This is a genomic window from Marinomonas communis, from assembly GCF_004363305.1.
Lineage (GTDB): Bacteria > Pseudomonadota > Gammaproteobacteria > Pseudomonadales > Marinomonadaceae > Marinomonas > Marinomonas communis.
The window spans coordinates 75,485-100,236 of sequence record NZ_SNZA01000004.1 but is presented as its reverse complement, the minus strand read 5'-3'; the positions used below and the strand labels follow the sequence as shown (position 1 = coordinate 100,236).

At 45.3% G+C, this 24,752-nt stretch carries 24 protein-coding genes and 1 other RNA gene; 16 read left to right on the top strand and 9 right to left on the bottom strand.

From position 1 onward, the window contains the following. Positions 1-83: 83 nt before the first annotated feature. From C8D85_RS12125 to C8D85_RS12085, 9 genes are all read left to right on the top strand, one after another. Entirely contained in the window at positions 84-1,157 is a 1,074-nt protein-coding gene (locus C8D85_RS12125) for a zinc ABC transporter substrate-binding protein (RefSeq protein WP_133563087.1), read from the top strand. An 89-nt stretch (positions 1,158-1,246) separates the two neighbouring features. Then, positions 1,247-2,224, top strand: coding sequence for a KpsF/GutQ family sugar-phosphate isomerase (locus tag C8D85_RS12120; protein WP_133563085.1), 978 nt, complete (start codon positions 1,247-1,249; stop codon positions 2,222-2,224). A 22-nt stretch (positions 2,225-2,246) separates the two neighbouring features. After that, the gene (kdsA, locus tag C8D85_RS12115) at positions 2,247-3,104 is read left to right on the top strand and encodes a 3-deoxy-8-phosphooctulonate synthase (protein ID WP_133563083.1); all 858 of its coding nucleotides are present in this window, start codon (positions 2,247-2,249) and stop codon (positions 3,102-3,104) included. Continuing rightward, positions 3,104-3,691 (top strand): KdsC family phosphatase, encoded by a 588-nt coding sequence (locus C8D85_RS12110; RefSeq protein ID WP_133563081.1) that lies wholly within the window; start codon positions 3,104-3,106, stop codon positions 3,689-3,691. The genes kdsA and C8D85_RS12110 overlap by 1 nt, the downstream gene beginning before the upstream one ends. Before the next feature lie 2 nt (positions 3,692-3,693). Beyond that, positions 3,694-4,467 carry a 3-deoxy-manno-octulosonate cytidylyltransferase gene (gene kdsB, locus C8D85_RS12105; RefSeq protein WP_133563079.1) on the top strand — a complete coding sequence of 258 codons (774 nt, stop codon included), beginning with the start codon at positions 3,694-3,696 and terminating at the stop codon, positions 4,465-4,467. Positions 4,468-4,475: 8 nt separating this feature from the next. Next, complete coding sequence (locus C8D85_RS12100) at positions 4,476-5,219, top strand: hypothetical protein (protein WP_133563077.1); 744 nt, start codon at positions 4,476-4,478, stop codon at positions 5,217-5,219. A gap of 76 nt (positions 5,220-5,295) precedes the next feature. Next, on the top strand, positions 5,296-6,444 hold the full coding sequence (locus tag C8D85_RS12095) for a paraquat-inducible protein A (protein ID WP_133563075.1): 1,149 nt from the start codon (positions 5,296-5,298) through the stop codon (positions 6,442-6,444). 1 nt (position 6,445) lies between these two features. Further along, complete coding sequence (gene pqiB, locus C8D85_RS12090; protein ID WP_133563073.1) at positions 6,446-8,104, top strand: intermembrane transport protein PqiB; 1,659 nt, start codon at positions 6,446-6,448, stop codon at positions 8,102-8,104. After that, the gene (locus C8D85_RS12085; RefSeq protein WP_133563071.1) at positions 8,101-8,652 is read left to right on the top strand and encodes a PqiC family protein; all 552 of its coding nucleotides are present in this window, start codon (positions 8,101-8,103) and stop codon (positions 8,650-8,652) included. Before pqiB ends, C8D85_RS12085 begins: the two co-directional genes overlap by 4 nt. Before the next feature lie 15 nt (positions 8,653-8,667). On the opposite strand, the gene C8D85_RS12080 is transcribed toward C8D85_RS12085, so the two are convergent. From C8D85_RS12080 to C8D85_RS12070, 3 genes are all read right to left on the bottom strand, one after another. Beyond that, positions 8,668-9,237 (bottom strand): 5-formyltetrahydrofolate cyclo-ligase, encoded by a 570-nt coding sequence (locus tag C8D85_RS12080; protein ID WP_133563069.1) that lies wholly within the window; start codon positions 9,235-9,237, stop codon positions 8,668-8,670. Positions 9,238-9,242: 5 nt separating this feature from the next. Then, positions 9,243-9,420, bottom strand: a non-coding RNA gene (gene ssrS / locus C8D85_RS12075) — 6S RNA. 123 nt (positions 9,421-9,543) lie between these two features. Beyond that, a complete protein-coding gene (locus C8D85_RS12070; protein WP_133563067.1) occupies positions 9,544-9,837 on the bottom strand; it encodes a cell division protein ZapA in 294 nt (97 codons plus the stop codon). A gap of 142 nt (positions 9,838-9,979) precedes the next feature. On the opposite strand from C8D85_RS12070, the gene prfB reads away from it, so the two are divergent. The 4 genes from prfB (at position 9,980) to C8D85_RS12050 (ending at position 15,801) form a co-directional block, all read left to right on the top strand. After that, positions 9,980-11,075 (top strand): peptide chain release factor 2 gene (prfB, locus tag C8D85_RS12065; RefSeq protein ID WP_133563065.1). Its coding sequence is split into 2 segments (ribosomal slippage): positions 9,980-10,051 and positions 10,053-11,075, totalling 1,095 coding nucleotides; the frame shifts between segments, so codons are not numbered across the junction. Between the two features lie 38 nt (positions 11,076-11,113). Then, a complete protein-coding gene (gene lysS, locus C8D85_RS12060; protein WP_133563063.1) occupies positions 11,114-12,616 on the top strand; it encodes a lysine--tRNA ligase in 1,503 nt (500 codons plus the stop codon). A gap of 203 nt (positions 12,617-12,819) precedes the next feature. Then, on the top strand, positions 12,820-13,875 hold the full coding sequence (gene hisC / locus C8D85_RS12055; protein ID WP_133563061.1) for a histidinol-phosphate transaminase: 1,056 nt from the start codon (positions 12,820-12,822) through the stop codon (positions 13,873-13,875). 435 nt (positions 13,876-14,310) lie between these two features. Next, positions 14,311-15,801: a succinyl-CoA:acetate CoA-transferase ScpC gene (locus tag C8D85_RS12050; protein WP_133563059.1), complete on the top strand. Its 1,491-nt coding sequence runs from the start codon at positions 14,311-14,313 to the stop codon at positions 15,799-15,801. 83 nt (positions 15,802-15,884) lie between these two features. On the opposite strand, the gene C8D85_RS12045 is transcribed toward C8D85_RS12050, so the two are convergent. From C8D85_RS12045 to C8D85_RS12030, 4 genes are all read right to left on the bottom strand, one after another. Continuing rightward, the gene (locus C8D85_RS12045) at positions 15,885-16,523 is read right to left on the bottom strand and encodes an SDR family oxidoreductase (protein ID WP_133563056.1); all 639 of its coding nucleotides are present in this window, start codon (positions 16,521-16,523) and stop codon (positions 15,885-15,887) included. 144 nt (positions 16,524-16,667) lie between these two features. Then, the gene (dxs, locus tag C8D85_RS12040) at positions 16,668-18,551 is read right to left on the bottom strand and encodes a 1-deoxy-D-xylulose-5-phosphate synthase (protein WP_133563054.1); all 1,884 of its coding nucleotides are present in this window, start codon (positions 18,549-18,551) and stop codon (positions 16,668-16,670) included. 48 nt (positions 18,552-18,599) lie between these two features. Next, a complete protein-coding gene (gene ispA / locus C8D85_RS12035) occupies positions 18,600-19,481 on the bottom strand; it encodes a (2E,6E)-farnesyl diphosphate synthase (protein WP_133563052.1) in 882 nt (293 codons plus the stop codon). Continuing rightward, positions 19,478-19,720, bottom strand: coding sequence for an exodeoxyribonuclease VII small subunit (locus tag C8D85_RS12030; protein WP_133563050.1), 243 nt, complete (start codon positions 19,718-19,720; stop codon positions 19,478-19,480). Before C8D85_RS12030 ends, ispA begins: the two co-directional genes overlap by 4 nt. A 170-nt stretch (positions 19,721-19,890) precedes the next feature. On the opposite strand from C8D85_RS12030, the gene pomA reads away from it, so the two are divergent. From pomA to dapB, 3 genes are all read left to right on the top strand, one after another. After that, positions 19,891-20,646, top strand: a complete 756-nt coding sequence (pomA, locus tag C8D85_RS12025; RefSeq protein ID WP_133563048.1) for a flagellar motor protein PomA — start codon at positions 19,891-19,893, stop codon at positions 20,644-20,646. A gap of 32 nt (positions 20,647-20,678) precedes the next feature. After that, positions 20,679-21,689: a flagellar motor protein MotB gene (locus C8D85_RS12020; RefSeq protein WP_133563046.1), complete on the top strand. Its 1,011-nt coding sequence runs from the start codon at positions 20,679-20,681 to the stop codon at positions 21,687-21,689. Between the two features lie 115 nt (positions 21,690-21,804). Then, positions 21,805-22,608 carry a 4-hydroxy-tetrahydrodipicolinate reductase gene (gene dapB, locus C8D85_RS12015; protein WP_211342187.1) on the top strand — a complete coding sequence of 268 codons (804 nt, stop codon included), beginning with the start codon at positions 21,805-21,807 and terminating at the stop codon, positions 22,606-22,608. 101 nt (positions 22,609-22,709) lie between these two features. Here dapB and C8D85_RS12010 read toward each other — a convergent pair whose 3' ends face one another. Beyond that, positions 22,710-23,192, bottom strand: coding sequence for a MarR family winged helix-turn-helix transcriptional regulator (locus tag C8D85_RS12010; RefSeq protein WP_133563044.1), 483 nt, complete (start codon positions 23,190-23,192; stop codon positions 22,710-22,712). 148 nt (positions 23,193-23,340) lie between these two features. Further along, positions 23,341-24,750, bottom strand: coding sequence for a cryptochrome/photolyase family protein (locus tag C8D85_RS12005; RefSeq protein WP_133563042.1), 1,410 nt, complete (start codon positions 24,748-24,750; stop codon positions 23,341-23,343). Between the last annotated feature and the right edge of the window lie 2 nt (positions 24,751-24,752).

Genomic DNA, 24,752 nt, shown 5'->3' with positions numbered 1-24,752 from the left:
GAATTTGTGTTGATGGGATTGAGTCTTATCTAGAAAGTTGTTACTGTTATGTTATAACATCTTTTATGGTTGGACCCGATCTCATGTTGAAGTACGCTTTACCCGCCTCTTTATTATTGTCTGTTTCTGCATTTGCTCAAACTCAAGTTGTTACCTCTATTAAGCCTGTCTCAATGATCGTTACGGCCATTGGTGGTGATGAAGTCAAGGTTGAGCAGTTAGTGAATAACCAAGCATCGCCACATGATTACGCTATGCGTCCATCGGACCTGCGTAAATTGGATCAAGCGGATTTGGTTGTTTGGGTGGGGGAGTCACTTGAAACCTTCCTTGAAAAACCTTTAGCAAATCTTTCCAGCAAAAAAGACATCGAATGGATGGCTTTGAGCGGTACCTACCTTCGTGAATTTGGTGAAGAAGGTCATGATCATGACCACGAAGAACATGACCATGAAGCTCATCATGATGAGCATGGTGATGATGGAGATCATGATCACGAAGCGTCCCATGGTGAGCATGAAGAGCACGACCACGAAGATCACGACCATGAAGGGCATGAGGATCACGATCATGATGAGCATGACCATAAAGATCATGAGCATGAAGCTCACGATGAACATGGGCATGAAGGCCATGATCACACGGGCACTGACCCACATGTTTGGTTAGATCCTGCTAATGCGAAAGTTCTAGCGCACAATGTAATGGAGCAGTTAAGCAAACTTGATCCCGAACATAAACAAGAGTTCGCTGCTAACTATCAAGCCTTTGTTAGGGCTCTAGAAACTGCGGACAATAATGTGAAAGCTACATTGGCTCCTATTAAAGATGTGCCATACTTTGTGTTCCATGAGGCATATGGCTATTTCGAAGGTCATTATGGTCTGAATAACAAAGGTGCAGTGACACTCAGCCCAGAACGCAAGCCGGGGGCAAAGACTGTTGCAAATATCCGTACAGAAATCGAAGAACACAATGTGGCTTGTATCTTCAGTGAGCCACAATTCAGCCCAGCTATCGTTGAAACCTTGATTGATGGAACAGATGTAAAAACGGCTGTTCTTGATCCACTTGGCGTATCATTGAAGCTGTCAAATGATAGCTACCCAGCTTTCCTTGAAGCGTTAGCGGGTCAATACGCGACTTGTCTTAAGTAAAACAAAATGGAACGCCTACCTTGCTTTGGTAGGCGTTCTGCTTTTGCCTCTGTATAATGGCGCCACTATTTACGAATTCGAGTTGGCCCATGAGCGAAACCCAGTCTACTTTGTCTTGTGATTCACAAACACTGATCACCAGCGCTAAAACCACTCTTACCACTCAAGCACAGGCTCTGATGGGCTTGGCCGATCGAGTGGATACGCAATTCTCCCAAGCCGTGACCATGATGCTAAACACTAAAGGTCGTGTGATCATCTGTGGTATGGGCAAGTCTGGCATCGTTGGCAAAAAGATTGCTGCGACGCTAGCTTCGACTGGTACGCCGTCTTTCTTTATGCACCCAGGTGAAGCCTTTCATGGCGATCTTGGTATGGTTCAGCAAGATGATTTACTGATTCTGATTAGCTATTCAGGTGAGACAGAAGAAGTGATTCGCCTGCTCCCATCACTGCAAAGCTTTGGTAATCAATCGATCGCGATTGTCGGCAATCCAAGTTCGACCCTAGCGCAACATTGTGATTGTGTGTTGGATATCGCCATTGACCGTGAAGTGTGCCCGAACAATTTAGCACCAACGACTTCTACAACCATGACTATTGCCATGGGGGATGCCTTAGCCGTAGCGTTAATGCAATGCCGTGATTTCCAGCCGCAAGACTTCGCTCGCTTTCACCCTGGAGGTAGCTTAGGCCGTAAGTTGCTGACGCGTGTACGTGATCTAATGCACAAGGACAACTTGCCGTTCTGTTCACCTGAAACTTCTCTACAAGATGCCATTGCGGTGATGACTCAAGGCCGTAAAGGGGTGGTGTTGATCAAAGAAGGGGAGCGCTTAGCGGGTATTTTTACGGATGGTGACTTACGTCGTGCCATGCTTAAAGATGCCGCTGGAATGCTCAGTAAAACCATGTCAGAGCTGATGACTGCCAACCCGAAAACGATTTCCCAAGATACTATGATTGTCGAAGCAGAAGAACGTATGCTGCGCGACAAAATTACTTTACTCGTAGCAGTAGACGACAACAAAAACGTAGTCGGCCTGCTTGAAATTTACGACCGTTAAGATTGATAGGACAGACACGACTATGTCAGAAACCAGCAAAATCATCCGTATTGGTAATTCTATTGAGGTGGCTAACCACCTTCCGTTTGTCTTGTTCAGTGGTGTGAACGTGCTGGAGTCACGAGACCTTGCAATGAAGGTTGCAGAAGAGCACGTGAAGGTTACTGAAAAACTGGGTATTCCTTACGTTTTCAAAGGCTCGTTTGATAAAGCCAACCGCTCTTCAATCAATTCTTTCCGTGGCCCAGGTCTTGATGGCGGCCTGAAAATCCTTCAGGAAGTGAAAGATACCTTCAACATTCCTGTGATCACGGATGTCCATGAGAATGATCAATGTGCACCGGTAGCAGAAGTCGCAGATGTGATTCAATTGCCTGCGTTCTTGTCACGTCAAACGGATCTTGTGGTAGAAATGGCAAAAACTGGCGCTGTGATCAACATCAAAAAAGCTCAGTTCTTAGCACCTCATGAAATGAAACACATCCTGACCAAATGTGAAGAAGCGGGCAACAGCAACTTAATGCTGTGTGAGCGTGGCACTATGTTTGGTTACAACAACCTAGTGGTCGACATGCTAGGTTTTGGTGAAATGAAGAAATTCGACTACCCAGTGATGTTTGATGTGACTCACGCGCTACAGCGCCCAGGTGGTCGTTCCGACTCAGCGGACGGTCGTCGTGCTCAAGTTACAGAGCTTGCTCGTGCTGGTATGTCTTTAGGCCTTTCTAGTATGTTCTTGGAAACACACCCTGATCCAAACAATGCAAAATGTGACGGGCCGTGTGCTTTGCCTTTGAACAAACTTGAGCCATTCCTAAAGCAAATTAAGCAGCTGGATGAGCTGGTGAAAACCTTTGAAACTCTAGATACGAGTGCCTAATGGACGTTGCTTTCTTAGAACACTACCGAGAGCTTGTGAACGGCAACCTTCTGATGAAGAAATTGCCGTTTTTGAAATTGGTTATCTTTGATGTGGACGGTGTACTCACCGATGGCGGCCTGTACTACGGTTCGGATGGTGAGGCGGTGAAACGTTTCAATGTCAAAGATGGCGTAGCGTTGAAGCTTCTACCAAAATGGGGAGTCGATGTAGCGGTTATCACCGCGAAAGATTCTGCACCACTACGTAAGCGCATGGAAGACCTTGGTGTGAAGCATGCCTATTACGGTTGTCGTGATAAGGCGGCGGCGTTTGATGAATTGATGCGAACCCTAACCCTAGAGCCCGAGCAAGTGGCTTATGTCGGTGATGATGTGATTGATTTACAAGTGATGCCAAAAGTCGGTATTTCACTGTGTCCTGCGGATGCTCATACTTTGTTGCTACGTCACTGTGATATCACTTTGAAACGCTCGGCAGGACAAGGTGTCGCTCGTGAAGTGGCTGATTTGGTGCTTGCTACGAGAATGCCGTTAGAAAAGGCGTATGAATTGGCTAAGCGCCCAGAATTTGAGAAGAAAGATTGATCATGAGTAACTTACCTGCGTTTCATATTGTGATTCCGGCGCGCTTTGCTTCCCAGCGTTTCCCCCAGAAAATGCTGGCCAATCTCGCTGGCAAGCCGGTGGTGCAATGGGTCTACGAATTGGCACTAAAAGCGGGGGCTGAGTCAGTCACCATCGCCACTGATCATGAAGATATTTTCAAAGCCGCAGAAGAGTTTGGTGCTGATGTGGTGATGACTCGTACAGATCATGAAAATGGTACAGAGCGTCTAGCAGAAGTGGCGACCATTAAAGGTTGGTTAGGCGATGAGATCGTGGTTAATGTGCAGGGGGATGAGCCTTTGTTACCCATTGGCTTGATTCATAACGCTGTACAAGCCTTAGCGGACGACAAAGAGTCTGAGATGGCGACCGTGGCGTGTCCGATTCATCGTGAAGAAGATATTTTTAACCCAAGTGTTGTGAAAGTAGTGTGTGACGCTAAAGGTCGTGCGCTGTACTTTAGTCGTGCCACCATGCCATGGGATCGTGATGGCTTTGCGCAAGAAGCAAAACAGATTGCTGAAGATTATCCTGCATTACGCCACGTTGGTTTGTATGTTTATCGTGTGTCTTTGTTGGGACGTTATGCGCAAATGCCCATGTCACCACTAGAGAAATGGGAAAAACTGGAGCAACTGCGCTTCCTTCACCAAGGCATTAAAGTGCAAGTGGCGCTAACCAAAGAGCTACCACCACACGGTGTCGATACGCCAGAAGACCTTGAAGCTTTGACGAAGAAGCTCTCGGTTCAGTAGAGGCTATAATGGGCCGGAAATCATACATAGGGTTAAGCGCATTTCTCATATTCGTTCTAACCCTATTATGTTTGGTCTTTTTACCGCTTCAAGTATGGTCGAAGCAGATTCAGACTGTTTTGCCAAAGGGTGTTCAAGTGCGGGAGGTGTCTGGCCATTGGTGGTCTGGTCAGGCTCTTATTGACGCTGAGGGGGTAACTGAGCCCTTACAGATTTCATGGACCATGCCTTCAATCTGCCAGCCTGTTGAGTGGTTTGTACAGCATTCCCAAGTTAAGGGACATGGGCGTATTCGCCCAAGCGTTTTTTCAGTATCCACATGGGTGGATGAGATGACTATTCACCCAAATCTCTTACGTAGCCTCTTTTTTCCTCGAGCTGAAAAAATCACTGGTAGCTTAATAGAGATTAAGTCTTGGAGTAGTCAATATTCTTTCTCAAAACAGCGCTTTACCGAGTTTAGTGGGCGGGCTGATTGGTCGTCTGGTGAGCTTTCTTATGGCTTCAATAGCAATAAGTATGTTGCAAATGTCCAGCAGTGGCGGATAGAGGGGACACTATATGAAGATCTGCCTACCATCGAACTGATATCAGTATCCGAAGGGGCATTGTTGGATGCCATGCTCCGTCCAAATCTCGATTTAGAAATCACCATCATGCCTAAACTTATCCAGCTTTTTGGCTACCATTGGCCAGGTCGGCCAGAGTATCCTGCCTTTGTAATGCTAAAGCCTTTATTTGACTCTCACTGATTTTATCCATTAAATGAGTAAGGTTTTATGAGTTAGTAATGGAATACTTTTATGGCGAGTGGTTTTTTTGAGTGATATGGATATGAATTCAGATTTGCGCAGTCAGTTTGATAGTGAACGGGTAATTTCCTGTGAAAGGTGCGGGCTTAATACAGCTATACCTCAGCTCGAAGCCAATCAATCTGCATGCTGCTCAAGGTGTGGGCATAAACTGACTTCGTTTAAACATAACTGGGTTGATAAGGTTTTGGCCCTTGGTCTGTCTAGTTTGGCTCTTCTGGCTTTATCATTGTTTTTCAATTTTCTCTCTTTTTCTACCAACGGATTACATGCCTCGATTAGTTTAACAACAGAAATTGAAACGCTAGTGCAGCAAAACCATATTGCTTTAGCGGGTATTGTACTGTTTGTCTGTATCTTATTACCTACAGCCGTTCTGTTGTTGCTTTGTCTTTGGATGGTTTCCATCAAGCTGGGGATTGGTCGTCACGCGACAAAATCCCAAATCGATATCTGCTTTAATTTTATTGTTTGGTGTATGCCTGAAGTATTTATGGTGGGTGTGCTAGTAAGTATGGTTAAGATAACGGATATGGCTGATGTGACATTCGGTCCAGGCTTCTATTTCTATGCGGGCTTTATGGTGCTTTATGTTCTCACACTTATGTACCTAGACAGGTTTCAATTAGAGTTGTTGATAGCGAAGAAAAGCAGTAAGTCGACTAGCTTAGAAAAACAACGCAAACGCACTCAGTGGACTTGGGCGCTACTAGTCACCGCGGTTTTGTTGTATATACCTGCGAATATTTTGCCAATCATGACTACACGCTTTCTGGGAGCTGATACCCCCTCAACGATTGTGGGTGGTGTCGTGACGCTTTGGGAGCATGGTTCATATTTGATTGCATCGGTTATCTTTATTGCCAGCATATTGGTTCCAATGTTCAAAATGCTGGCGATTGGCTATTTAAATTTTTCGGTACAAAGTAATAGCCGAGCTGGAATAAGACACCGATATTTTCTATATCGAATGACTGAAATGATGGGGCGCTGGTCGATGATTGATGTGTTTGTCGTAGCTGTTTTAGCAGGTTTGGTTCAGCTTGGGAGTACGATGAGTATTTTTCCAGGTGCGGCGATTATCGCTTTCTGTGCGGTGGTGATATTAACCATGTTGGCGGCGATGTCTTTCGATAGTCGAATGTTATGGGAAAGTGAGCAATAGCATGAGCGAGTCTTCAAGAGAATCACAAAAACAAGCTGTTGCTCCTGCCGTTATTAAATCTAATAGCGGTATTTCTAAAATATGGCTTATTCCATTAATTACCTTAATGGTGAGTGCATGGTTTGTGCTTCAGGAAATCAATAGCCGAGGGATCAATATTGAGATTGAGTTTGAAACAGCCTCTGGTTTAGAAGCTGGCAAAACTCAGATAAGGATCCGTGACGTAGTAATTGGGCATGTTGATAAAATTGAGTTGAATGATGATTCGACAGGAGTATTAGTAACGGCTGTTTTGGATAAAGAAGCGGAGAAGTATTTGCGCTCAGATAGCCGCTTTTGGGTGGTGTCCCCTCGTGTTTCACTTGCTGGAGTCTCTGGGCTACAAACATTGTTATCTGGTTCATATATAGATATGGCTCCAGGTATTAGTGAGCAGACAACCCGGTATTTTGTTGCACTGAATGCTCCCCCAGTAACGCCTATTGGGACCCCAGGTATTCGGTTGTTTTTGAATAGTGAGAAATCTTTTACTGCGCAAGTTGGGGATCAAGTTATTTACCGAGGCTTGGCTGTAGGTCGTATTGAAACGGTAAATTATGATTTAGAAAAACGTGTGGCTCGTTACAGTGCATTTATTGAAGCGCCTTTTGATAGATTAATCACGTCCAACACACGTTTTTGGAATTCCAGTGGTATCGAGCTGGAGTTGGGAGCTGATGGGGTAGGGGTAACGACACCGAATCTAGAGTCTCTTATTGCTGGGGGGATCACCTTTGATGACCCAGAAGGAATGCCTGCTACTCACCCATTTAATCGCGACAAAGTGTTCCAGATATATCCCTCTTTTAAAAGTGCTATGTCCCATCGCTACACTGAGAAAGTGTATTTTCTCTTACTGATTGAGAGTTCGGTTCGTGGTTTGAAGGTTGGTGCCCCAGTTGAATATCGTGGTCTTCAGATTGGTCAGGTGGAAAATATCAATGTTCGTTTAGCGGAGCATAAGCTTGAGGTGGACGAAGCTTCTTATAAAATTCCAGTGCTTATATCTGTCCAGCCAGGACGGGCGAATTTGAGTGACGATAAATCGGGGCGTGATTTTATCAATCAGCAATTCGAGCTCTGGTTAAAAAATGGTCTAAAAGCCTCTCTTAAGACCGGGAGTCTTTTAACGGGGGCGGTCTTCGTTGATCTAAGGCATGATCCAAAAGACAATAATTCGAGTGTCCAGCACATTGCTGGCTACCCTGTGATTCCGAGTATGCCAGATGAAATCGTCCAGTTTACGGATCAGCTTAGTACTACGTTAGACAAGATCAATGACTTGCCTTTACAAGGTGTTGCACAAGACTTGAGGTATTTGCTGCAGGATTTGTCAAAAAGCGCGAATGCTTTCAACCAAGCAAGCGCTTCTATTAGCTCTAAGTTAACGGAGTTTGATATGGTCCAGATGAATGAAACTCTCGGCAATTTAAATCTATTGTTGGATAGGTTCGCTACGGAAGATAGCGGTGTTTCCTCTATTAATCAGACCATGATTGAGATTCAGAATACGATGCGAGAGTTGACGCCACTGCTACAGAAAATAAATACCTCACCTAATAGCTTGATTTTTAAAAGCCAAGTTACCCCAGATATAGAGCCTCGTGGAGCAAGCCGATGAGATTGTTGTTACTGATTTTTTTGGGGTTGATGGTTGGTTGCTCTTCCTCCACATTGCAGCCGCCTAAATACTATGTCTTAAATGGAACACCTACCTATGTAATGCCAGCTGAGGCTGAGCAGAGCCATACACTTATTAATATTCGTTCTGTCGTATTATCGGATTATTTGAAAAGTTCGAACATTGTTTTGCAGGTATCGGATCATGAGCTCTTTTTCTCATCGAACAATTTATGGGCAGAGCCGCTTCAAGTGGGCATTACAAAGGTTTTAGAAAGTGACTTGCCCAGAGCTGTTGAGGCGGAAAAATCCTACCAACTGGATTTGCAAATAGACTATTTTCATATCATCGACCAGGACGCTGTCATTTTAGCGGGGAGTTATACGTTAGAAGAGTCACGAAGTGGTCGATTGTCTAAACAGCGTTTTGTTTTAAGGGAGTCTTTGGATGATTCGGGTTACGAGTACGCTGTATCTAAGATGTCTTCTGTACTGAGAAAACTCAGTGTTGATATCGCTTCTAGGGCTGAAGAAATCAGCCCTCATTAAAGCGGATGTGTTAACTTACTCACACTTAATGTAGCGGCTTGGCGTCAGCATACCGCTTAGAGGCACGTCCCATGACTCAATAGGTAAATTGTCAACTTCTTGGCAATCGTGCGCTAAGCCAATTAAGTGTGTTCGTTCAGATTTGTTCTCAAACGTACGATCGTAAAAGCCACCGCCCATACCTAGGCGTCCGCCTTGGTCATCAAAGCCAACTAACGGCATCAGCACCATGTCCATATCAGCGCCTTTTAACGGTGCAGGGTCAACAGGTTCTAAGATGTTAAAGCTGTTTTTCTGCCACTCGCAATTTTGTGTATAGCGAGCGAAAACAAGTGCTTTGCCGTCCAAAACCGGTAAATAGACATTGATGTTATTTTGCCAACACCATTCACAGATGGCGTCAGGCGAAATCTCACCATCATTGGTAAGGTAAAGGGCGAGATTGGATTCAGGTAAAAGTGCCGAAGCGAGAGCAGATTGGAATTGCTCTAGCAGTTTGATTGCTGCGTTTTGTTGTTCAATATCGGAGAGTTGTTTGCGTTTTGCGCGCAATGATTGGCGCAAGCTTTGACGATCTAAAGACATAAAAAGTGTTTCCCAAGTTGCCGTTTCGGCTATTGGCCTTGAACCCAGTGGTTCAAGGTGGAAATAGCTGAAGTTCTTTAGGCTTTCCGTCGCACGGACATGCACACCGAACTTGCAGCATCTTTCCGGGTATTTGCTCATAGGCTCAAGGGCGTTAAGCCGCTTCGAACAACCCAGGAAACACCGCCAGTATAGGGGAGAAGATGAGAAAAATCACCCTAGAAATCTTGGGGGGCATCGGGCTACTTGAAGAATTTTCGTGACTAAAACTATTGCTAAACGCCGCGAAGTCTATCTAAACAATGACTATCCAACTTTGCTTTGCTGCCCCAGAGCTGAGTCTAGCTGAGAGGTTAGCTCTCGTAGCTGCTGCTCATTTGAGCGTGCATAGCGACGGCTCGATAGCAAATCATGGGTAATGTTTAAAGCGGTAATAATGGCAATTTTTTCAAGTCCGACCGCTTTACCGCTTGCACGAAGTTCGCGCATTTGATTATTGAGATATTCTGCGGCTTCTTTTAATTCTGCCTCATGACCTTTCGGGCAGTTGATATTGAAAGACTTGCCCAGAATGTCGACAGCAACAGTTGGCTTTTCCATAGTATCTCCGACAGCTAGATAAGCGTTATGTAAGGTGAATTTCCATTATTTTCGCAACGAATAACATTTTATGCCGCAGGTAAATTCGTTACAATTGGCGATTCGTTAAATCCACATAAATTTATAGCAAATTGACGTAAAAATGGAAATTAATCCGATCATTTCGAAGATAAAAGACCTTTCCGAACGAACCCAAGTGCTTCGGGGGTATCTTTGACTACGAGTCAAAGAGTGAAAGGCTAGAAGAAGTTAACCGCGAACTAGAAGATCCAAACGTTTGGAACGACCCTGATTATGCTCAGAAATTAGGACGTGAGCGCTCTTCTCTTGAAGCGGTGGTATCGACCATTGATAACATGGAATCAGGCGTAGAAGACGCTCAGGTTCTGTTGGATATGGCGGTAGAAGAGAACGATGAAGATTCTGTAGAAGCCGTTCAGTTAGAGCTTGATGAGCTTGAAAAGCAACTGGGCGAACTTGAGTTTCGTCGCATGTTCTCGGGTGAAATGGACCCTAATTGTGCGTTCTTGGATATCCAATCTGGTTCAGGTGGTACAGAAGCTCAAGATTGGGCCAATATCCTGTTGCGTATGTACCTACGCTGGGGTGAAGACAAGGGCTTTAAAGTTGAGCTAGTCGAAGTGTCAGCGGGTGATGTGGCGGGTATTAAATCTGCGACAGTGCGTTTTGAAGGTGAATACGCTTTCGGTTGGTTGCGCACAGAAACAGGCGTTCACCGTCTTGTTCGTAAATCTCCATTTGATTCGGGTAACCGTCGCCATACGTCATTTGCGTCAGTATTTGTTTCTCCTGAAATCGATGACAACGTTGAAATCGATATCAATCCAGCAGACCTTCGCACGGATACATACCGTTCATCCGGTGCCGGTGGTCAGCACGTAAACACCACCGATTCCGCGGTACGTATTACCCACGTACCTTCTGGTATCGTGGTTCAGTGTCAAAGTCAGCGTTCACAGCACGCGAACCGTGACTTTGCCATGAAACAGTTACGTGCCAAGTTATACGAAATGGAAATGCAAAAGCGTACGGAAGCGGCTCAGGCTTTAGAAGACACTAAGTCTGATATCGGTTGGGGAAGCCAAATCCGTTCTTATGTATTGGATGCTTCTCGTATTAAGGACTTGCGTACGGGTGTGGAAAGTTCCAACACCGGCGCGGTGCTTGATGGCAACCTAGACCAATTTATTGTGGCAAGCCTTAAACAAGGCCTTTAATGCACTAAAACCTTTTGACAAGAGTAACTTACAAAATCATGTCTAACGAAACTCAAAACGAGACCAGCGTAAATTCTGACGATAACCGTTTAGTTGCAGAGCGCCGCGCTAAGTTGGATGCCATTCGTGAGCAAGGTGTTGCGTTTCCTAATACGTTCCGCCGTGATGCTTACGCAGCGGACCTACAAGAGCAATTTGGCGAGCTTGAAAAAGCTGAGCTAGAAGAGAAAAACCATGTTGTTAGCATTGCTGGTCGTATCGTGCGTAACCGCGGTGCCTTCATGTTGCTGCAAGACATGTCGGGTCAAATTCAAGCATACGTTAACCGTAAAGCGCTTGATCCAGAACTTCTTAAAGACATCAAAACTTGGGACCTAGGTGACATCATTGGTGTAACTGGCCCAGTGCATAAGTCTGGTAAAGGTGACCTTTATGTGGACATGCAGTCAGTTGAGCTACTAACGAAGTCTCTTCGTCCGCTGCCTGATAAGCACCACGGCTTGGCTGACATGGAAATGCGTTACCGTCAGCGTTACGTTGACCTAATCGTAAACCAAGAATCACGTAAGACATTCGAAATTCGCTCAAAAGTGATTTCTACGATCCGTCGTTTCCTTGAAGATCGTCGTTTTATGGAAGTGGAAACGCCAATGCTGCAAACCATTCCTGGTGGTGCATCTGCGCGTCCTTTCGTAACGCATCACAATGCGATGGATATGGACATGTTCCTACGTATCGCACCTGAGCTTTACTTGAAGCGTTTGGTAGTAGGTGGTTTTGAACGAGTTTTCGAGATCAACCGTAACTTCCGTAACGAAGGTGTATCAACGCGTCACAACCCAGAATTCACGATGATCGAATTCTACCAAGCGTACGCGGACTACAAAGATCTTATGGATCTTACCGAAGAGATGCTACGCACAGTGTCTGAGCAAGTACTTGGTACAACAAAAGTACCTTATCAAGGTGAAGAGTTTGACTTCGGCGCACCGTTTGCGCGTATGACCATGCTTGAAGCAATCTTGCACTACAATCCTGAGCTAACGGCTGAAGACCTAGATACGGTTGAGAAAGCAACGGCTGTTGCTAAGAAACTTCACATCGACGTTCAGCCTATTTGGGGCCTAGGTAAACTTTGGACTGAGATCTTTGAAGAAACTGCGGAAAGCAAGTTGATTCAACCAACGTTCATCACTGAATACCCAGCAGAAGTATCGCCACTAGCGCGTCGTAACGATGACAACGAGTTTATTACTGACCGTTTCGAATTCTTCGTCGGTGGTCGTGAGATCGCTAACGGTTTCTCGGAGCTTAACGATGCGGAAGACCAAGCGGCACGTTTCCGTCGTCAGGTTGAAGAGAAAGACGCGGGTGATGATGAAGCGATGCACTACGATGCGGATTACATCAATGCTCTAGAATACGGCCTTCCACCTACTGCGGGTCAAGGTATCGGTATCGACCGTCTAGTGATGTTGTTCACAGATTCTCCATCGATCCGTGATGTATTGCTATTCCCTCATATGCGTCCACAAGACTAATTGAGGCGTTATCGCGTATTACACGTTTGATCATGCATAAGGCCTCTTAATGAGGCCTTATTTGCGTTTGCTTGATATAAAAACAGAAAAGCTCAAGGGGTCAGAGCCCTGAGTGGAAGAAAGTAATGTTTATCCAATGTCGGCGTTACTAGGGCTCTGACCCCTTTATATGAGTAACAGCCTTTAGTAACAGAGAGAGTAATATGAGCCGTTTTTGGACTGACAAAATCGCTTCTCTTGACCCATATGTGCCAGGGGAACAACCGCAAGATAAGCAATACATTAAGCTTAACACCAACGAGAGCCCTTACAGCCCATCTCCTAAGGCGTTGGTAGCAATGCAGGAGCAGGTATGTGATAAGCTGCGTTTGTACCCAGACCCTAACTGCCAAACCTTGAAGAATGCCTTGGCGAAAAGCTATGGTGTTGATGCGAACCAAGTGTTTGTTGGCAATGGTTCAGACGAAGTGTTGGCGCTGGCATTTATGGGTTACTTTGCTGGCGGTAAGCCATTAGCTTTTGCTGACATCACTTACAGCTTCTACAAGGTATACGCAAATTTATACGGTATTGAGCCTAAGATTATTCCGTTAACGGAAAGCTTTGATATCGATCCTGTGGATTACGAAAACCTAGATGTATCAGGTGTTGTGGTAACCAATCCAAACGCACCAACGGGCAAGGCGCTACCGTTGTCAGACATCGAGAAAGTGTTAAAGGCGAATCCAGATGTAGTGGTATTAGTGGATGAGGCCTATGTCGATTTCGGTGCGCAAAGCGCTGTGTCATTGGTGAATCAATACCCGAACCTAATGGTCGTTCAAACCTTCTCTAAATCTCGCGCACTGGCGGGTATTCGTGTGGGCTATGCCATTGCACAGCCTGAGTTGATTGATGGTCTTGAGCGTTTGAAAAACTCATTTAACTCATACCCAATTGACCGCATTGCGCTAGCAGGTGCAACGGCGGCGGTAGAAGATGCGGAATACTTGCAAGAAATCTGTGACAAAACCATCGCTACACGTGAGTGGACGGTTTCAGAGCTTGAGAAACTAGGTTTTGAAGTATTGCCATCGGCGACGAACTTTGTCTTTGTTACGCACCCTAAGAAAGATGCTGAGACTTTGTATTTGAGCTTAAAAGAACAAGGTATCTTGGTACGCTATTTTGGTAAGAAGCCACGCATTGGAGAGTACCTGCGTATTACAATCGGTACCGATGCTGAAATGCAGGCATTGATTGAAGCTTTGTCTGCTTAATTATTAAGTTCACTACCTAGAAAGGGGCGGCAGCCCCTTTTTTGTCGATTTTATTACCTAGACTCCCATCTTTATAGCGTGCACAGTGTGATTATTTTCTCTTCGTAATCACATTAAATTTCCAATCTTTGTAAGAATATCACTGGATTAGATTTTAAATTTATAGTTGTGCTTTTTGGCTATTATTATAAACACTTAAATGCATTGTATTTACTCTTTTTATGAGCTTATTTTAAGCTCATAAAAAACACGTAATTCATCTAATACTTTGGTCCAGATTACGCTTCCCTTAGTAATTTTTATACTGTGCGCACTTTAATCTTTGGCGTCAGCATCTCTTATCCTATGCAGCTTTTCGTGTGCGTTCACATTAGTAACTGCTCTAAATGAGTTTAGCTGACGTTTGCCAGATAAAATTAAAATAAAGGTTCTAAGATGAGTTTAGAGAGAATAAGAAACAGTGGTTTGCATGAGAAAGTCATGTCTGCTGAACAGGCTTGTACATTTATTAAAGACGGCATGACAGTTGGTATGAGTGGTTTTACTCGGGCAGGGGAAGCCAAAGCCGTACCAAAGGCACTAGCGGAACGTTGTAAACAACACCCGATTAAAATCAACCTAATGACCGGCGCTTCGCTTGGTAATGATTTAGATAAGATTTTAACGGACTCTGGTAGTCTTGCGCGCCGTATGCCTTTTCAAGTGGATACAACGTTACGAAAAGCCATTAATAATGGTGAGGTCATGTTTATTGACCAGCATCTTTCTGAAATGGTAGAGCAACTACGCAGCCATCAATTAACACGACCTGATGTGGCGATTATTGAAGCAGTTGCGATTACGGAAGAAGGCCATATTGTGCCAACGACTTCTGTCGGTAACTCAGCAAGTTTCGCTGTATTTGCTGATAAAGTGATTGTAGAAATTAATACGTTACACAGTGAAAAGCTGGAAGGTCTACATGATATTTATATACCGACTTATCGTCCTACGCGTACCCCATTACCACTTGTTAAAGTGGATGATCGCATTGGTAGTACTGCGATTCCAATTCCAGCAGAAAAGATTGCCGGTATTGTCTTCACTAGTACGCCTGACTCTTATTCAACGGTGTCTGATCCTGATTCAGAGACTGCGTCGATTGCACGGCATCTCGTGAGCTTTTTAAAAGAAGAAGTTGCCGAAGGTCGTTTGCCAAATAACCTTGGCCCACTGCAAGCGGGGATCGGTAATATTGCCAATGCGGTGATGATGGGCTTGTTAGATTCAGACTTTGAAGATCTGACAATGTACTCAGAAGTGCTACAGGATTCGACTTTTGATTTGATCGATGCGGGTAAAATGAAATTTGCTTCAGGTTGTTCAGTCATCTTGTCTGAGCGCATGAATTCAAAGGTATTTGATAATATTGAGGCGTACAAAGACAAGTTGGTGCTGCGTCCACAAGAGATGTCTAACCATCCAGAGCTTGTGCGTCGTTTAGGTATTATTGCCGTTAACACGGCATTGGAGTTTGACCTATATGGCAATGTAAATTCAACTCACGTCTGCGGCACTAAAATGATGAACGGCATCGGTGGATCAGGCGATTTTGCCCGTAATGCCAATATGTCGATCTTTGTAACGAAATCAATTGCCAAAGATGGCGCTATCTCTAGCGTTGTGCCAATGGTGAGCCATGTAGACCACACGGAGCACGATGTAGATATTCTGGTGACTGATCAAGGTCTAGCGGATTTACGCGGCCTTGCTCCTCGAGAGCGTGCTGTGCGTGTTATTCAGAATTGTGCACACCCTGACTATCGTCATCAGTTGATGGATTACTTTGAACGAGCATGTGTACGAGGTGGTCATACACCGCACTTAATGGAAGAAGCATTTAGCTGGCATGTTGGCTTAGAGCAGAACGGAACGATGAAGTTATAAAGGCAGATCAAAGAAGAGGTTTAGCGTAGCAGAGCGAATACTTTTACAGTTTAATTCGCTCTGCCCAAGAACGGCTATTTTCACTAGTTGAAAATAGCTTCAATTGAAGCGTTACCTTGGAATAGTTCAACGACTTTTATTTTTGTTGAATCGTTTTCGACGCAGTAGCAGATGGCTTCAGCGACATCTGCTCTTGAGATCGTCGCCTCTTCAGCTGATTCAGGTCGTTGGTTGCTAAAACCGCCAGTTGGCTCATGGTTAGTGAGCTTACAAGGCCGAAGAATCGTGTAGGGTAGGCTAGTAATGGTTAAATATTCATCGGTAATGTGCTTGGCCACGATATAGGGCTTTAAGCTCGACTGAATTTCTTCAGGGTCGTCGGCGCCGTATGAGCTTAACTGGATAAAGTGCTCTACACTCGGCTCTTCCTCTGCAAAATCCATGGCACGTTTTGCTGCCCACAAATCCACTAATAAAGTTTTGTCACAGCCTGTATGGCCACCTGAACCTGCTACGAAGACAACTTTTTTCACACCTTCAAAGGCTTGGCTAAAGTCTTCTTCAAGGTCGATCTGAAAAACCTGTAGTGCTGGGTGGCGCAACTCTTCTGTGCGATGAGTGTCGCGAACAAGAGCGCGTACGGTATAGCCTTTCTGTAGTAGAGAATGACAGACTTTTTGGCCGATTTGACCGCTTGCGCCGATTACCAAAATTGTACTCATGGTTATAGGCCTTTGATTGAGAATTTACTTAATCCTATGCTACAACTTCGCAGTTAATATGAACGAATAACTGTTTTAAGTGGAGTTTGTAGAGGTTTCTGTATGTAGAAAAGGCGGTCATGTAACCGCCTTTTATATCTGAGCTTAAAGTGACAATAGTTTGCTCTCAATAGCATCAAGTATGCCTTGCTCATCAATGCCAACACGCTTTAGCATCGCTGAATGGCTAGCATGCTCTTCGTATCGGTCTGGCAGCCCTAAGTGCAAAACAGGTACGTGAATATTGTTGTCATTTAGGAATTCGCTTACTGCCGAGCCAGCACCTCCCATGACGGCGTTTTCTTCTATTGTCACTATTAGCTTGGCGTCCTTTTGAGAGAGCAGTGCTTGCTCATCTAAAGGCTTGACGAAACGCATGTCCAATAAGGTCGCATCGAGCTTTTTAGCGGCGAGCAACGCATCGTAAGTTGGACGGCCAAAACCGCAGATAACTACACCAGACTGGCCCTCGTGTAACGTACGAGATTGTCCTAATTTGATGCACTCTAGTTTATCGTTTACCGTAATGCCTCGACCTGTGCCTCTAGGGTAGCGCACGGCAGCAGGGCCGGAGTACTCGTACCCTGTATGTAGCATCTTGCGACACTCATCTTCATCAGCTGGTGCCATGATAACCATGTTAGGGACACAGCGAAGATAGCTTAGATCGTATGCTCCGGCATGAGTTGGACCGTCTTCTCCGACTAAGCCGGCTCGGTCAATGGCGAATAAAACGTCGAGGTTTTGCAGTGCTACGTCATGAATTAATTGATCGTAAGCTCGCTGTAGGAAGGTTGAGTAAATGGCGACAACTGGTTTTAAACCATCACAAGCCATGCCGGCGGCCAGTGTCACAGCATGCTGCTCTGCTATGGCTACATCGAAATAACGGTCAGGGTATTGCTCTGCAAATGCAATTAAATCTGACCCTTCTTTCATTGCGGGAGTAATAGCTACTAGGCGTTGATCCTGCTCCGCGGCATCGCATACCCAGCGACCAAAAATATTGCTGTACTTGGGCAATGACGGTTTGGAGGGTTCGGTAGCCGGCTTGTCATCAGGCTCTACTTTGTTGATGGCATGATAACCAATTGGGTCACCTTCAGCGGGTTCAAAGCCTTTGCCTTTTTTGGTGATGACATGAAGAAACTGAGGGCCTTTACGATCTTTCAGATTGCTTAGCGTTTGCGTTAACAGTTCAATATCGTGGCCGTCAATTGGGCCAATGTAGTTAAAGCCAAGCTCTTCAAAAATAGTGCCCGGAGCAACCATGCCCTTCATGTGTTCTTCTGCTTTGCGTGCAAGCTCAAGGGCTGTCGGCAAACCGGAGAATACTTTGCGGCCACCTTCTCTGATATTTTCGTATGTTTTGCTTGCCCATATGCGCGCTAAAGAACTGGAAAGGGCTCCGGCTGGCTTGGAAATAGACATTTCATTGTCATTGAGGATCACCAGCATATCGGCTTTGACATCACCTGCGTGGTTCAATGCTTCAAAGGCCATGCCGGCGGACATCGCGCCGTCACCAATGATTGCAACGGCTTTGCGTGACTTCTCAAGCTGTCGTGCCGCCAGTGCCATACCAAGTGCTGCACCAATCGATGTACTTGAGTGACCAACACCAAAGGTGTCGTAGTCGCTTTCTTCGCGCTTTGGAAAGCCTGAAATGCCTCCCTCTTGACGAATACTAAGTAAAGCGTCTCTGCGGCCAGTTAAGATTTTGTGGGGATAGGCTTGATGGCCTACATCCCATACAAGACGGTCTTCGGGAGTATTAAAAACATAATGAAGTGCCACCGTAAGCTCTATAACGCCTAAACCAGCACCGAAGTGCCCACCAGTTTGCCCCACACTATAAAGCATGTATTCACGTAACTCTCTGACGAGTAATGGAAGCTCTTTCTTCGGCAATTGGCGCAGGTCGGCTGGGCTGTCAATTGTGTCGAGTAATGGCGTCAAAGGACGCGATGTTGGAATCGTTTCGAACATGGGCACCGGATGGTCACTTATTCTGTCTTAAAATAGCGGGGCATTATATCAGTGATTACGAGCAATAATATAGTTAGCGAGCTCGACTAATGGTTCCGCTTTCGGGCCAAAAGGCTCTACTTGAGCAACGGCTTCATCGTGTAATCGTTTAGCCAGTGCTTTGGCACCTTCCAATCCTAATAACTTTGGATAGGTTGGCTTGTTGGCATCTGCGTCTGAAAATTGAGTCTTTCCAAGCGTCTCGGTATCGCTAGTGATGTCAATAATGTCATCTTGAACTTGGAATGCTAGGCCAATGGCAGAAGCGTAAGCATCTAAAGCAGCTAGGGTCTCGGTATCACTTACACCGACACTTTGTGCCCCCATTTTTACAGCGGCTCGGATCAGTGCACCGGTTTTATGGCGGTGCATTAACTCTAATTCTGCTAAGGACATGCTTTTATCCACATTGGATAAATCGATCATTTGTCCTGTGATCATTCCGTGTCTACCGCTTGCGGTATGTAGTGTTTGGATTAAGGCTAGTTGCATTGATGGTTGCGTAAAACTCGGTCGACTTAACAGTTCAAAAGCAAATGTCTGTAAGGCATCTCCCGCAAGAATAGCTGTGGCCTCATCATATTGAATGTGGCAGGTTGGTTTGCCGCGGCGTAAATCATCGTCATCCATGGCGGGTAAGTCGTCGTGGATCAATGAATAGGCGTGAATCGATTCGACTGCGGCGGCACTGGCATCGGTCAATTCATTTGCTTCAGAAAACAGCTGTGCGACAGCGTAAGTTAGCATTGGACGCACGCGCTTACCGCCATTAAATAGGCTGTAGCGCATAGCTTCTTGTAATCGGTCAGCTGGTTCATATTCTGATAAAGCGTCGTCTAAATAACGGTTTACGCGCTCACAAGCATACTGCGAAAATTGCTCTAGGTTCACTGTTCGGATTCCGGGTCAAAAGTTTCAAGGCGTTCTCCGTCATGCTTTTCAAGAAGGATTTGTACCTTTTGCTCTGCTTGAGTTAGTACAGATTGGCAGTCTTGACTAAGTTTGACACCTTTTTCAAAGGCTTTAAGGGCGTCTTCAAGAGACAGCTGATTGGATTCAAGTTGCGCAACAATCGTCTCCAGTTCGGATAGATTTTCTTCGAAGTGGCGCACGCTAGTTTTTCGAGACATAATGACTTCTCTTTTGATAACCTACAATTTGTAACAGAATTCCGCATTATTCACGAGTGATGTCACTCTAAAGTTACAAAATAGTAACGGGGAAATAAGACGCGCCGCTACTATTTGTTTAAAATGGATAATATTGAGTCGCATTATAGCTTTATTCGTAGGAGACGTGTGTGGATATCGCAACGTTATTAGGTCTAATTGGAGCCTTCGTAATCGTTCTGATGGCCATCTTATTGGGCGGTTCCGCAGGGATGTTTATCGACCCTGCCTCGGTTCTGATTGTATTGATTGGTTCTACCTTTGTTGTTCTGATGCAATACCCCTTAGGACAATTCCTTGGGGCCGGCAAATCTGCTGCGAAGGCATTTATGTTTAAAAGTGTCCCGCTAGACACTTTGATCGACGAAATCTATGGATTAGCAGACGAAGCTCGTAAGGGCGGATTGCTTTCCTTAGAAGGTAAAGAAGTGAGTCATCCTTTCTTGTCAAAGGGCATTCAAATGCTGGTGGATGGCCATGATGGTTCTGTGGTTAGAGCACAGCTCTCAAAGGATATGAACCAAGCGTTTACCCGCCACGATAACGGAGCAAAAGTATTTAAAGCCTTTGGTGACACGGGCCCCGCAATGGGGATGATCGGTACCCTAGTTGGTCTGGTGCAAATGTTGGCAAACATGGATGACCCAAAAGCCATCGGCCCTGCGATGGCGGTAGCTCTTTTGACAACTCTTTATGGTGCCATGTTAGCGAACATGGTTTGTCTACCGATTCAGGCAAAGCTTTCAAACCGCGCGAACGAAGAACTGTTGTGTCAGCAGCTAATTTTGGATGCATTGTTAGCGATTCAAGCCGGGCAGAACCCACGAGTGTTGGATGGGGCTCTGAAAACCTATATTGCGGAAGGCAAACGAACTGAGCGTGAATAACGCTTTTGTCAGTTGTAATTGGATAGTATGTCATGAGTGCTGAAGAAGACGAAAACGATTGCCCCGAATGTATAGAAGGCCTTCCGGCCTACATGGGTACCTTTGCCGACTTGATGTCGCTGCTGATGTGTTTCTTCGTATTGCTTCTGTCTTTTGCCGAAATGGATGTTTTGAAGTTTAAGCAGCTGGCGGGATCGATGCGAGAAGCATTTGGTGTGCAAAAGCAGATAGAAGCTGAGTCTATCCCAATGGGTACTTCTATCATTGCCCAAGAGTTTAGTCCTGGTCGTCCTGAGCCAACGCCTATTAATGAGGTGCGCCAAAAAGCAGACGATACTCCAGAAAATACATTGGAAGTAATGTGTAAGCCCGATTCGGCTCAATTAAATGAGCAAGATGGAGCTGGACAGCCATCCCCAAATACCACAGTTGATATGTCTCAAGCGGATATGCAGCGTGAGCAGCAGATTCAGCAAACGGAAGAAACGGCTCAACAAGTTGCCTCGGTAATGCGTGAAGAGATTTCCAAAGGTACTGTTGAAGTAGAGACTCAAGAGAATACCATCACAATACGTCTAAAAGATCGAGGATCATTTCAATCCGGTTCTGCGGAGCTTAACTACGACTTTATCCCTGTCATTGACATGGTACGCGATGTATTGGTTGGATTAGATGGTAGTATTGCGGTTGAGGGCCATACTGATAATATTCCGATTGATAGTGCTCGTTTTCGGTCGAATTGGCAGCTTTCATCTGCTCGAGCAATTGCTGTCGCAGAAGAATTGTTCTCTACTGGACAATTAGATCAAGGGCGATTTGCTGTAACGGGGTTCGCTGATGCTCGACCTTTGGTACCAAATGATACGCCTCAGAACCGTGCTACGAATAGACGTGTTGAGATTGTGATTCGTCAAAACGACTTAGCTCGTCCGAATGTGATCGAGCCAGACTTCCCACCAGGTATCAATGGCGACCCTGAGACGAATGATCTCTTTACCGAAGGTGATGGTGGATTTGATCTGAATCCAAATGAAATTTTCTAAGCCTATTTCATAGAACATCAGAATGAGCGGCCTCAAGGCCGCTTTTTTTGTTCTAATAATGCGTAAAAGAGGGAATTTTGGTATGGTTCTCAACAAACTAATTTGAGGATAAAAAATGATGCGTATAGCGGTTATTGGCGCTGCCGGTCGTATGGGCAAAAACCTTATTCAAGCGACAGTCGATGCAGAGGGTGTTGAATTGGGGGCTGCCATTGTTTCCCCAAACAGCTCATTGTTAGGCGCCGATGCAGGGGAAATAGCTGGCGTTGGAAAGCTAGGTGTAAGTTTAGTCAGCAGTTTAGCAGACTGTGTTGCAGATTTTGATGTGCTGATTGATTTTACGACACCTGCTTTAACAGTAGCGAACGCGGCTTTTTGTGCCGAGCATAATAAAGCGATCGTAATCGGTACCACAGGCCTAGACGACGAGCAGAAGTCAGCACTGACGACTGCCGCTGAGAAAACTCAGGTGGTCTTTGCCCCTAACATGAGTGTAGGTGTGAACCTAACGCTGAAACTTCTATCGTTAGCTGCGGAGATTCTTGGTGATGAATACGATGTTGAAGTGGTAGAAGCGCATCACCGTCATAAAGTTGATTCACCTTCTGGTACTGCTTTACGCATGGGGGAAGTTGTTGCTGAGGCCCTCGGCCGTGATTTGAAAGAATGCGCGGTATATGGCCGTGAAGGTCAAATTGGCCCTCGTACGCAAAAAGAAATCGGCTTTGAAACCATTCGAGCTGGCGACGTGGTAGGTGAGCACAGTGTGTGGTTTGCGACTGAAGGTGAGCGTATCGAGATCGTTCACAAGGCGAGTAGCCGTATGACGTTTGCCAAAGGTGCTGTGCGAGCGGCGGCTTGGTTGAAAGACCAGCCAGCTGGTCTATTTGATATGCAAGATGTTTTGAACCTTAAGTAGCACGGTAATTATCCAATCTTCGAGACATAAAAAAGGCTGCATCATGCAGCCTTTTTGCTTTTGGGTGACCCGTCCTGAATAAGGTTTGTATTCAAAACTAATTAATGTGCTGCCGGAGAGTTAATATCAAGCAGTGGTGCGGCGTCAATGTGCTCAGCATCCATCATTAAAGCAACGCGTTGTAATGAGGATAAAATTTGTGTCTGTTCCCAGCTTTCAAGTGAACCGAATTCAGAGATGAATTTTTCATGTAAAAGCGGCGGAGAAGTCAGCAGAACGTTGCTACCTTCCTCAGTAAGACGCGCATTGACGATACGTTTATCTTTTTGAGCGCGCACTCGTTCAACCAGTTTACGTTCTTCTAGTCGGTTCAAAATAGTTGTTACAGTGGCCTGACTTAGAGAAACGTTATCTGAAATTTTGCGTACAGTGACATCCCCTAATTCCTCAATTGCACGCAAAACCATGATTTGCGGAATAGTCAAACCACAGGCTTTAACGATGCGTTTTGATTGGAGGTCGGTAGCTCGTATAATGCGGCGTAAATGAACGAGAACGTCGTGTAAATGTTGTTGGTCTGGCATAGAAATCGCTAAAGTCTAAATGTCATTTTTGAGCGCGCATTATAGGCAGAACTCACATATTGATGAAGCCCCTATTACCTATCTGCACAAAATTTATTATTTAGACTTCAAAATAATGCCATAACTCTAAAATGTCAAACGAGTGCCTTTAAGTGGTTTGTCCTTTTAGATCATCGAACGCAGCGATGGCATACTGACGCGCTTTTTTATAGTCAATAATGGGTTCTGGATAGCCACATTGTTTTCGTTGAGACTGATTGGGATCGTGAATACTTTTCCCTGAGAGTATTTTTAGCTCTGGTACAAATCGTTTGATGAAAACGCCATCTGGGTCAAATCGCTCCGATTGCCTTGTCGGATTGAAGACTCGAAAGTAGGGGGCAGCGTCGCAACCCGTCGAGGCGCTCCATTGCCAGCCACCATTGTTGGCGGCAAACTCACCATCAATGAGATGTTCCATGAAGTAGCGCTCACCTTCACGCCAATCAACAAACAGTAATTTGGTCAAAAAGCTTGCGGTAATCATACGTAAGCGGTTATGCATCCATCCGGTCTGATTAAGCTGACGCATAGCGGCGTCTACAATAGGAAAACCGGTATTACCTTCACACCAAGCTTTAAAAGCCTTGGCGTTGTGATTCCAGACTAGGTGTTGAGTTTCAGGCTTAAATGGCAAGGACTTTGATAAGTCAGGAAAGTGCCCCATAAGCTGTTTATAAAAATCTCGCCAGGCAAGCTCTTTTAACCAAACACTCCCATGCCAATCCCGTTCATTGTTTCCCGAGGTGTGGATAATAGCCTCTAAGCATTCTCTTGGACCGATTGCCCCTAATGCTAAATAGGGTGACAGTGTGCTGGTATTTGGTTTTGCAGGAAAGTCTCGTAGTTCATCGTAGTCGGCTTCTTTGTGATGACAGAAATGCCAGAGCTTTTCTTTAATAATCTGATAGTCTGCTGGCCACAAGTCTTGGCGATAAGAGTCATCTATGTCGTAGCACTTGAACTCACTGGGTAATGACGTAGGGGGCTCTTGGTTGTTAGGGCATTCATAAGGTGGCGTAATGTTTGCGCTTAACGTGCTTAACCAGCGTTTATAAAAGGGCGTAAACACTTTAAATGGCTGCCCCTGCTGATTGAGTACAGGCTCTGAGACGATAAGGTCTGGTGCAAATCGTCGTGTTGTAACGCCAACCTTGTCGAGATGCTTTGCAGTACACTCATCCCGTTGTGCTTCGTGAACAGGTAGCTCATTTTGCCACCAAACAGTTGTATAGTGGTGTTCAAGACACAAGTCAGCAATGGCTTCAGGGCAATCAGAAAAGCGTTTTAGCTCAAGTATATGGCAAGGAATGCCTAATTTATGAGCTTGTTGTTGCAGCTCTGTGGTGAGTTCAAAGCGAAGCGCATTTTTCGCAGGAGATTCATTATGCTCCTGCCACTGCTCAGGTGTTAAGCAAACGACCAGAGCAATGTCATCATCCTGCTGTGCAAGGTTGATAGCAGGGTGATCGTTGAGACGAATGTCATTACGTAACCAAACCAACTGTGAAATAGCCATAA

Bases quoted from the DNA above. Each gene is read 5' to 3' on its own strand.
- C8D85_RS12125 (WP_133563087.1), top strand. From the start codon at position 84: ATGTTGAAGTACGCTTTACCCGCCTCTTTATTATTGTCTGTTTCTGCA.
- C8D85_RS12120 (WP_133563085.1), top strand. From the start codon at position 1,247: ATGAGCGAAACCCAGTCTACTTTGTCTTGTGATTCACAAACACTGATC.
- kdsA (WP_133563083.1), top strand. From the start codon at position 2,247: ATGTCAGAAACCAGCAAAATCATCCGTATTGGTAATTCTATTGAGGTG.
- C8D85_RS12110 (WP_133563081.1), top strand. From the start codon at position 3,104: ATGGACGTTGCTTTCTTAGAACACTACCGAGAGCTTGTGAACGGCAAC.
- kdsB (WP_133563079.1), top strand. From the start codon at position 3,694: ATGAGTAACTTACCTGCGTTTCATATTGTGATTCCGGCGCGCTTTGCT.
- C8D85_RS12100 (WP_133563077.1), top strand. From the start codon at position 4,476: ATGGGCCGGAAATCATACATAGGGTTAAGCGCATTTCTCATATTCGTT.
- C8D85_RS12095 (WP_133563075.1), top strand. From the start codon at position 5,296: ATGGATATGAATTCAGATTTGCGCAGTCAGTTTGATAGTGAACGGGTA.
- pqiB (WP_133563073.1), top strand. From the start codon at position 6,446: ATGAGCGAGTCTTCAAGAGAATCACAAAAACAAGCTGTTGCTCCTGCC.
- C8D85_RS12085 (WP_133563071.1), top strand. From the start codon at position 8,101: ATGAGATTGTTGTTACTGATTTTTTTGGGGTTGATGGTTGGTTGCTCT.
- C8D85_RS12080 (WP_133563069.1), bottom strand. From the start codon at position 9,237: ATGTCTTTAGATCGTCAAAGCTTGCGCCAATCATTGCGCGCAAAACGC.
- C8D85_RS12070 (WP_133563067.1), bottom strand. From the start codon at position 9,837: ATGGAAAAGCCAACTGTTGCTGTCGACATTCTGGGCAAGTCTTTCAAT.
- lysS (WP_133563063.1), top strand. From the start codon at position 11,114: ATGTCTAACGAAACTCAAAACGAGACCAGCGTAAATTCTGACGATAAC.
- hisC (WP_133563061.1), top strand. From the start codon at position 12,820: ATGAGCCGTTTTTGGACTGACAAAATCGCTTCTCTTGACCCATATGTG.
- C8D85_RS12050 (WP_133563059.1), top strand. From the start codon at position 14,311: ATGAGTTTAGAGAGAATAAGAAACAGTGGTTTGCATGAGAAAGTCATG.
- C8D85_RS12045 (WP_133563056.1), bottom strand. From the start codon at position 16,523: ATGAGTACAATTTTGGTAATCGGCGCAAGCGGTCAAATCGGCCAAAAA.
- dxs (WP_133563054.1), bottom strand. From the start codon at position 18,551: ATGTTCGAAACGATTCCAACATCGCGTCCTTTGACGCCATTACTCGAC.
- C8D85_RS12030 (WP_133563050.1), bottom strand. From the start codon at position 19,720: ATGTCTCGAAAAACTAGCGTGCGCCACTTCGAAGAAAATCTATCCGAA.
- C8D85_RS12020 (WP_133563046.1), top strand. From the start codon at position 20,679: ATGAGTGCTGAAGAAGACGAAAACGATTGCCCCGAATGTATAGAAGGC.
- dapB (WP_211342187.1), top strand. From the start codon at position 21,805: ATGATGCGTATAGCGGTTATTGGCGCTGCCGGTCGTATGGGCAAAAAC.
- C8D85_RS12010 (WP_133563044.1), bottom strand. From the start codon at position 23,192: ATGCCAGACCAACAACATTTACACGACGTTCTCGTTCATTTACGCCGC.
- C8D85_RS12005 (WP_133563042.1), bottom strand. From the start codon at position 24,750: ATGGCTATTTCACAGTTGGTTTGGTTACGTAATGACATTCGTCTCAAC.